This is a genomic window from Roseitalea sp., from assembly GCF_984466335.1.
Map to the genome: position 1 here is coordinate 1 of NZ_CFIFWG010000161.1, position 7,149 is coordinate 7,149.

The 7,149-nt window shown below is 67.0% G+C and carries 8 protein-coding genes; 5 read left to right on the top strand and 3 right to left on the bottom strand.

Features of this window, described 5'->3' with window-relative positions; genetic code table 11:
* The 3 genes from AC5E6L_RS12905 to AC5E6L_RS12915 all read right to left on the bottom strand — a co-directional run.
* The coding region (locus AC5E6L_RS12905; RefSeq protein WP_491773801.1) for an NAD(P)/FAD-dependent oxidoreductase at positions 1-1,131 on the bottom strand (1,131 nt) is incomplete at its 3' end.
* A 325-nt stretch (positions 1,132-1,456) separates the two neighbouring features.
* On the bottom strand, positions 1,457-1,663 hold the full coding sequence (locus AC5E6L_RS12910) for a DUF1737 domain-containing protein (RefSeq protein WP_491230069.1): 207 nt from the start codon (positions 1,661-1,663) through the stop codon (positions 1,457-1,459).
* Positions 1,632-2,579, bottom strand: a complete 948-nt coding sequence (locus AC5E6L_RS12915; protein WP_491230070.1) for an HpcH/HpaI aldolase/citrate lyase family protein — start codon at positions 2,577-2,579, stop codon at positions 1,632-1,634. The genes AC5E6L_RS12910 and AC5E6L_RS12915 overlap by 32 nt, the downstream gene beginning before the upstream one ends.
* A gap of 119 nt (positions 2,580-2,698) precedes the next feature.
* On the opposite strand from AC5E6L_RS12915, the gene leuD reads away from it, so the two are divergent.
* The 5 genes from leuD to AC5E6L_RS12940 form a co-directional block, all read left to right on the top strand.
* On the top strand, positions 2,699-3,304 hold the full coding sequence (leuD, locus tag AC5E6L_RS12920; protein ID WP_491230071.1) for a 3-isopropylmalate dehydratase small subunit: 606 nt from the start codon (positions 2,699-2,701) through the stop codon (positions 3,302-3,304).
* 188 nt (positions 3,305-3,492) lie between these two features.
* Complete coding sequence (locus AC5E6L_RS12925; RefSeq protein WP_491230072.1) at positions 3,493-3,753, top strand: phosphopantetheine-binding protein; 261 nt, start codon at positions 3,493-3,495, stop codon at positions 3,751-3,753.
* Positions 3,750-4,961: a beta-ketoacyl-[acyl-carrier-protein] synthase family protein gene (locus AC5E6L_RS12930; RefSeq protein WP_491773805.1), complete on the top strand. Its 1,212-nt coding sequence runs from the start codon at positions 3,750-3,752 to the stop codon at positions 4,959-4,961. The genes AC5E6L_RS12925 and AC5E6L_RS12930 overlap by 4 nt, the downstream gene beginning before the upstream one ends.
* Positions 4,962-5,106: 145 nt before the next feature.
* Positions 5,107-6,213, top strand: a complete 1,107-nt coding sequence (gene leuB, locus AC5E6L_RS12935) for a 3-isopropylmalate dehydrogenase (RefSeq protein ID WP_491773807.1) — start codon at positions 5,107-5,109, stop codon at positions 6,211-6,213.
* Between the two features lie 194 nt (positions 6,214-6,407).
* A partial coding sequence (locus tag AC5E6L_RS12940; RefSeq protein ID WP_491773809.1) for an aspartate-semialdehyde dehydrogenase occupies positions 6,408-7,149 on the top strand: 742 nt, incomplete at its 3' end.

Genomic DNA, 7,149 nt, shown 5'->3' on the forward strand with positions numbered 1-7,149 from the left:
CGCATAGGTGGCCGCATCGTTCAGGCAATCGACGGCGAGGAACCTGTCGCCGGCGAAGTAGAAGTGCGAAACACTGCCCTGGCGCCTGCCGGGGCGGACGACGACCCGGTCATAGCCGCGATTGAAACCGGCGATCTGAAGCTTCATGTCATATTGGTCCGACCAGAACCATGGCTGCGGATCGTAGATGACGTCCCCGCCCATGATGTTGGCGGCGACGACGCCCGCCTGATCGTGCGCGTTCTGCACCGATTCAAGGCGTGTCGGCATGTGATGGAACGGAAAGACCGTGCAGTCGCCGCAGGCATAGATGGCCGGATCGCAGGTGCGGCCATGCGCATCGACGCTGATGCCGACCGCGACTTCGAGCCCGGCGGCCTCGGCCAGCTCCGCGTTCGGCACGATGCCGATGCCGACCACGACCAGATCACAGGGAAGGGGCGTGCCGTCCGCCAGTTCGACGGATGCGGCCCCGCCCGCGCCATCATCGGCGATGCGCCCGATCTGCGTGTTCTCAAGGACGCTCACGCCATGGCTTTCGTGCAGGGCACGAAAGGCGTCGGCGGTCTCGCGGCAGGCCACGCGCTGAAGGATGCGCGGCGCGGCCTCGATCACGGTCACCCGCATGCCCTTCTTGGCGGCCTCCGCCGCCGCCTCAAGGCCGATATAGCCGCCGCCGACCACCACCAGCCGGCGACCCTCGGCCATTTTCGCCGTCAGCGCGTCCGCATCGCCCAGATCGCGCATCGTGTGGACGTTCCGGAGCGTCCCGCCGATTTCCGCCGGCAGCTGCCGCGCGCGCGCGCCGGTCGCCAGCACCAGCGTGTCGTAGCCGGTCCGGGCGCCGTCGCCGGTGGCGACCTCCCTGGCCCGACGGTCGATGCCGACGACACGGCTCGACAGATGCGCCTTGATGCCTTTGTCGTCGTACCACTGCTCCGGCCGGAGCTTGAGGCGTTCGATGTCCATGGCGCCCGACATATAGGCCTTGGAGAGCGGCGGACGCTGATAGGGCAACGCGTCCTCCTCGCTCAGAAGCGTGATCGCGCCGCCGAACCCATGCTTGCGCAGCGCGTCGGCGACGGATATGGCGGCGTGGCTTCCGCCGATGATGACGACGCGCTCGACCAAGGCCTTCCCTCGAAACGAAAACAGCTCCCGAAACTGCCTTCTAGAGCGATTCCAGCGAAAGTGGGAATCGGTTTCGACCCAGAAATCGCCGCTGAACAAAGACTTGGGACGCTTGCGTCATTGAACGAAAAGCGAAAGCGCTCCGGGGATGCGCGTCGTCATCGACTTCCTGAACTGGTGGTACCTGCGGGAGACCGCGCTCGAATTCACCCGGCGCGATCGCACGGCCCCGGCGTTCCGGACGTGCCCGCATTCTTGGTTCCGCAGGGGCGCTCGGCTCGGCCGGCCATGGCGCGGCCAAGCTGCACGAAGCCGGCGGTCCATGTCACAGATCGCCCAGCCTGAGCGCGGGGTCATAGTCGCGGTCCGGCACGTCCTTGACCACGGCCTGCCCGCACCTCATCTGCGCCGTCACCGGATCGAACGCGTAAACCGGCGCGCCATGCAGCGTCCAACCGCTGCCAAGGGCCGCCGTGACCTTGTGGCAAAAGGCCGGATCATCAAATCCGGTGAGCAGTCGGTAGGCCTTCATCGGCATGTTCGTCTCCGTTTTCGTCGGCGTTCAAGCGCGCCTCGGCCATCGCGCGGGCGAGCAAGGCCTCGGCTTGGCGCAGGTGAAGCCGTTCGGCCATGCCGCCCTCGAAGGCGATTACGCCGCGTCCTTCATGTTCGGGCCTGGCGAACGCCGCGATCAGGCGCCGGGCCCGCGCCACGGCATCCGGGCCGGGCGAGAAGGCGGCATTGGCCGGCGCGATCTGGCCGGGGTGGATCAGCGTCTTGCCGTCGAACCCCATCGCCGCTCCCTGCCGGCATTCGGCGATACAGCCTTTAACGTCGCCATGATCGTTGAACACGCCGTCGAGCGCGGCGATGCCGCCCGCGCGCGCGGCAAGGACGATCTGCATCAGCCAGCCATGGGCGTGATCGCGCGCCGAAGGCCCGGCGAGCCCCGTTTCCTTGACGAGGTCGTTGGTCCCCGCGACCAGGCAGTCGAGCGGCGCTTGCAAGGAGCGGCGCAGATCGGCGATCGCCGCCGCGTTCAGGATGCCGCGCGGCGTTTCGATCATCGCCCACAGCCGCAGCGTGTCGGGCGCGTCGGTCTCGGCCAAAGCGTCGGCGACCGCGCGAACGGTCCCCGGAGCGTCGACCTTGGGGATCAGGACGGCATCGGGCATCGCAGCGCGCGCGGCCAGCAGATCCTCGCCGCCCCAGGGCGTGTCGAGCGCGTTGATGCGGATGATGCGCTCGGCGCGTGCCGGGCGCGCGCCGGCGAGATGAGCGCGCACCATCTCGCGCGCCGCGTTCTTGGCCTCCGGAGCGACCGCGTCCTCAAGGTCGTAGATCACCACGTCGCAGGCCAGCGACCGGACCTTGCGCATCGCGCGTTCCCGGTCGCCGGGCACGTAGAGCGCCGAGCGGCGCGGTCGGATTGCGGAAGCCTCGGTCATGCGCCCTTGTGCCGCCGAAGCGCGGCCCGGCGCAAGCCCGGATCGCGACTTGACGCCGACACTTCATTTCCCGCGCCGCCTTTGCTAATCGAGCCAAGGCCAGAAACACAAGAGGCATCATGGACAAGTTCGACAAGCTCACCGGTGTCGCCGCGCCCCTGCCGATCATCAACATCGACACCGACATGATCATCCCCAAGGACTATCTGAAGACGATCCGGCGCACCGGGCTCGCAAAGGGCCTTTTCGCCGAGATGCGCTACAGGGAGGACGGCGCGCACGATCCCGACTTCGTGCTCAACAAGCCCGCCTACAAGGACGCCAGGATCCTGGTCGCCGGCGACAATTTCGGCTGCGGATCCTCGCGCGAGCACGCGCCCTGGGCGCTGCTCGACCACGGCATTCGATGCGTCATCTCGACCAGCTTCGCCGACATCTTCTACAACAATTGCTTCAAGAACGGCATCCTGCCGATCGTGGTTACGCCCGAAGATCTCGAAAAGCTGCTGGACGATGCGGGACGGGGCGCCAACGCGGTGCTGACCGTCGACCTTCAAGCGCAGGAGATCCGCGGGCCCGACGGCGGCGTGATCGGCTTTGACATCGATCCGCACCGCAAGCACTGCCTGCTCGAAGGGCTCGACGATATCGGCTTGACGCTCGAAAAGGCGCCGTCGATCGACAGCTATGAAAACCGCGCGGCCGCAAGCCGCCCCTGGGCCTGACGACGACGCATCGTGCGCCCTTCAATGCCCATAAGGGTCGGACAGGCGGTCGCGGGCGGACGGCGAACAGGCCCGACCGCACGGCGCGATGACGGCGATTGACATTGGTCCGGTCAGCGACCAGAAGGTTTTCGGGGTCTATCGGGCCTTGCATTTGAGGGCCATCGCCGCACAAAGGCGCCACAATCATGACTGACAGAATATTCGCAGAAACGGCGCGTATCATCGCCGAGAAGATCGAACGCGATCCCTCGGAGATCACGCCGGAGACAGAGCTTTCGACGATCGACATACAGTCGCTTGAACTTGCCGAGGTCATTTTCGACCTTGAGGACATGTTCGACATAGAAATCCAGCTGAACGCCGCCGACGCCTGGGAGACGCTGAAGACCGTCGGCGATGTCTGCGATTCGGTGCGGGGGCTTGTCGAAAAGAGCGACGCCGCGTGAGCCGACCGCGTATCGTCATCACCGGCATGGGCGGCATCAGCGCCCTGGGTGTCGACGCGGCGTCGATCTGGGCGGCCATGAAGGCCGGAACCTGCGGCATCGGCCCGATCGACATTCCCGAAAAGGGCGAGCTGAAGGCCTCGATCGCCGCCCAGCTCGGCGCACTGCCCGAGCACGGTTTCGAGCGCCGCCTTCTTCTGACGACAAGCCGGTTCGGCCTTCTGGCGATGATCGCCGCCAAGCAGGCCATGGCGCAGGCGGGCCTTGAGGCGAACGGGCCAGGCGCCGACCGGATCGGCGCCATCGTCGGCACGGGCATCTTCGGTGGCGACGTGATCGACGCCAACTACAGGGCCATCCTGCTCGAAAAGAAGAAGCGCACCGACATCTTCCTTGTTCCCCAGGCGATGCCGTCCTCTCCGGCGGTCCACGTCTCCATGGCCTTCGGCCTCAAGGGTCCGGTCTACGGCACGAGTTCGGCCTGCTCGTCGGCCAACCATGCCTTCGCCGCCGCGCTCGATACGCTGCGCGCGGGCCGTGCCGACATCATGCTGGCCGGCGGCGCGGACGCCCCGCTCAATTTCGGCGTGCTCAAGGCGTGGGACTCCATGCGCATTCTGTCGCGCAATGGCTGCCGGCCCTTTTCGGCCGACCGTGACGGCCTCGTGCTCGGCGACGGCGCGGGCATTGCCGTCCTGGAGACCGAGCATCATGCGCGCGCGCGCGGCGCGACGATCCTCGCCGAACTGGCCGGCGCCGGCATGACGGCGGATGCGGGCGATATCGTCGCGCCCGACATGGATGGCGCGGCGCGCGCCATGGAGCAGTGTCTCGCCGATGCCGACCTTGCGCCCGCCGACGTCGGATACATCAACGCCCACGGCACCGGAACGCTCGGCAACGACAGGACCGAGACGCAGGCGATCCGCCGCGCCTTCGGCGCGCATGCCGATGCATTGGCCGTTTCGTCGACCAAGTCGATGCACGGCCACTGCATGGGCGCCTCCGGGGCGCTTGAGATCATCGCCGCCGTCGGCGCGCTGCGCGACGGCGTTCTGCCGCCGACGATCGGCTATGAGACGCCCGATCCCGAATGCGATCTCGACTATGTGCCCAATGCGGCGCGCAGAGCCGATGTGGGCGCGGTCTTCAGCAACGCGTTCGCCTTCGGGGGGGCGAACGCGGTTATCGCCCTCAAGCGGGCCTGACGGCGATGCGCCGGCCGGCGCCGGCCAGGACCCAACGCATGGGACCCAAGGCATGGGGCCCAAGGCATGGGACGCAAGGCGTTGAGTCGGCGGCCCGAACCGCCTAGAAACGGGGCCAGCTTTCCCGCAAAGACGAGACCCTTCCATGACCACGCGTTCCCTCTTCCTGCTGCCCGGCGACGGCATCGGCCCCGAAGCCATGGCCGAAGTCACCAAGCTGATCAACCATATGAACGAGGCGGAGGGGGCGGGCTTCGTCGCCGAAACGGGCCTGGTGGGCGGGTGTGCCCATGACACCCATGGCGAGGCGATCTCCGAGGCGGACATGGACAGGGCGATGGCCGCCGACGCGGTCCTTCTGGGCGCGGTCGGCGGGCCGAAATGGGACGGCGTGCCCTATGAGAAGCGCCCCGAGGCGGGCCTTTTGCGCCTGCGCAAGGATATGGAACTGTTCGCCAACCTCAGGCCCGCGATTTGCTACCCGGCGCTCGCCGACGCCTCCTCGCTCAAGCGCGACGTGATCGAGGGGCTCGACATTCTGATCGTGCGCGAGCTGACGGGCGGGGTCTATTTCGGCGAACCCAAGCAAATCGCCGATCTGGGCGACGGACAAAAGCGCGCGATCGACACCCAAGTCTACGACACGTTCGAGATCGAGCGCATCGCCGGCATCGCCTTCGAACTGGCGCGGACCCGGCGGAATGCGGTCTGCTCGATGGAAAAGCGCAACGTGATGAAGTCGGGCGTTCTGTGGAACCAGGTGGTGACCGCCTCGCACGCGGACAATTATGCCGATGTGGCGCTGACGCACATGCTGGCGGACGCCGGCGGCATGCAACTGGTGCGCTGGCCCAAGCAGTTCGACGTGATCGTCACCGACAATCTGTTCGGCGACATGCTGTCGGACGTCGCCGCCATGCTCACCGGCTCGCTCGGCATGCTGCCGTCGGCCTCGCTCGGCGCGCCCGACGCGGCCACGGCAAAGCGCAGGGCGCTCTACGAGCCGGTGCACGGTTCGGCGCCCGACATTGCCGGCCAAGGCATCGCCAACCCGATCGCGATGATCGCCTCCTTTGCCATGTGCCTGCGCTATTCGTTCGCCATGACCGGGGAGGCGGGCCGCCTTGAGGCCGCCATCGCCAAGGTTCTCGACGATGGCCTGCGCACGGCCGACATTGCGGGCGAGGGCGAGGCGCGCGTGTCGACCGCGCAAATGGGCGATGCGATCGTCGCCGCCTATGCGGCCGGGTGAGCCCGCGCGCCGCGGCGCCCGGACCCGATCGACGCCGCCCGATTGACATTGGGCGCGCATTCCGGCACAGGACGGCCACCATGCGCTTCACGATCAAGAAGACCATCGCGATCTGACCCGTTCCGCCCCACACTCTCCCCGGGGCGGGAAGAGTGGCGCACGACCGCAAGCGGGGGAGACAGGAGACGGGAACCATGGGTTTCAAAATCGCCATCGCGGGCGCGACCGGCAATGTCGGCCGCGAGATGCTCGATATCCTCGCCGAGCGGGGCTTTCCGGCCGATACGGTCGTGCCGCTCGCCTCGCGCCGCTCCGTCGGCCAGGAGGTGTCGTTCGGCGACGGGACGATCAAGGTGCAGGCGCTCGAAGGGTTCGACTTCTCCGACACCGATATCTGCCTGATGAGCGCGGGCGGCTCGGTCGCCAAGGAATGGGCGCCGAAGATCGCCGCGCGGGGCTGTGTCGTCATCGATAATTCGTCCGCTTTCCGTTATGACGCCGACGTGCCGCTGATCGTGCCCGAGGTGAACGCGGACGCCGTCTCCGGCTTCACCAGGCGCAACATCATCGCCAATCCGAACTGCTCGACCGCCCAGCTCGTCGTCGCCCTCAAGCCGCTGCACGAGGCGGCCACGATCAGGCGTGTCGTGGTTGCGACCTATCAGTCGGTCTCCGGCGCCGGCAAGGAAGGCATGGACGAACTGTTCGCGCAGACGCGCGCGGTCTATGTCGCCGATCCGGTCGAAAACAAGACGTTCACCAAGCGGATCGCCTTCAACCTGATCCCCCATATCGACGTCTTCATGGAGGACGGATCGACCAAGGAGGAATGGAAGGTCGTCGCCGAGACCAAGAAGATGCTCGATCCGAAGATCAAGGTGACCTGCACCGCCGTGCGCGTGCCGGTCTTCATCGGCCATTGCGAAGCGGTCAACA

Excerpts from the sequence above, each read along its gene's own strand:
- AC5E6L_RS12915 (WP_491230070.1), bottom strand. The coding sequence starts at position 2,579 with ATGACCGAGGCTTCCGCAATCCGACCGCGCCGCTCGGCGCTCTACGTG.
- AC5E6L_RS12910 (WP_491230069.1), bottom strand. The coding sequence starts at position 1,663 with ATGAAGGCCTACCGACTGCTCACCGGATTTGATGATCCGGCCTTTTGC.
- leuB (WP_491773807.1), top strand. The coding sequence starts at position 5,107 with ATGACCACGCGTTCCCTCTTCCTGCTGCCCGGCGACGGCATCGGCCCC.
- leuD (WP_491230071.1), top strand. The coding sequence starts at position 2,699 with ATGGACAAGTTCGACAAGCTCACCGGTGTCGCCGCGCCCCTGCCGATC.
- AC5E6L_RS12925 (WP_491230072.1), top strand. The coding sequence starts at position 3,493 with ATGACTGACAGAATATTCGCAGAAACGGCGCGTATCATCGCCGAGAAG.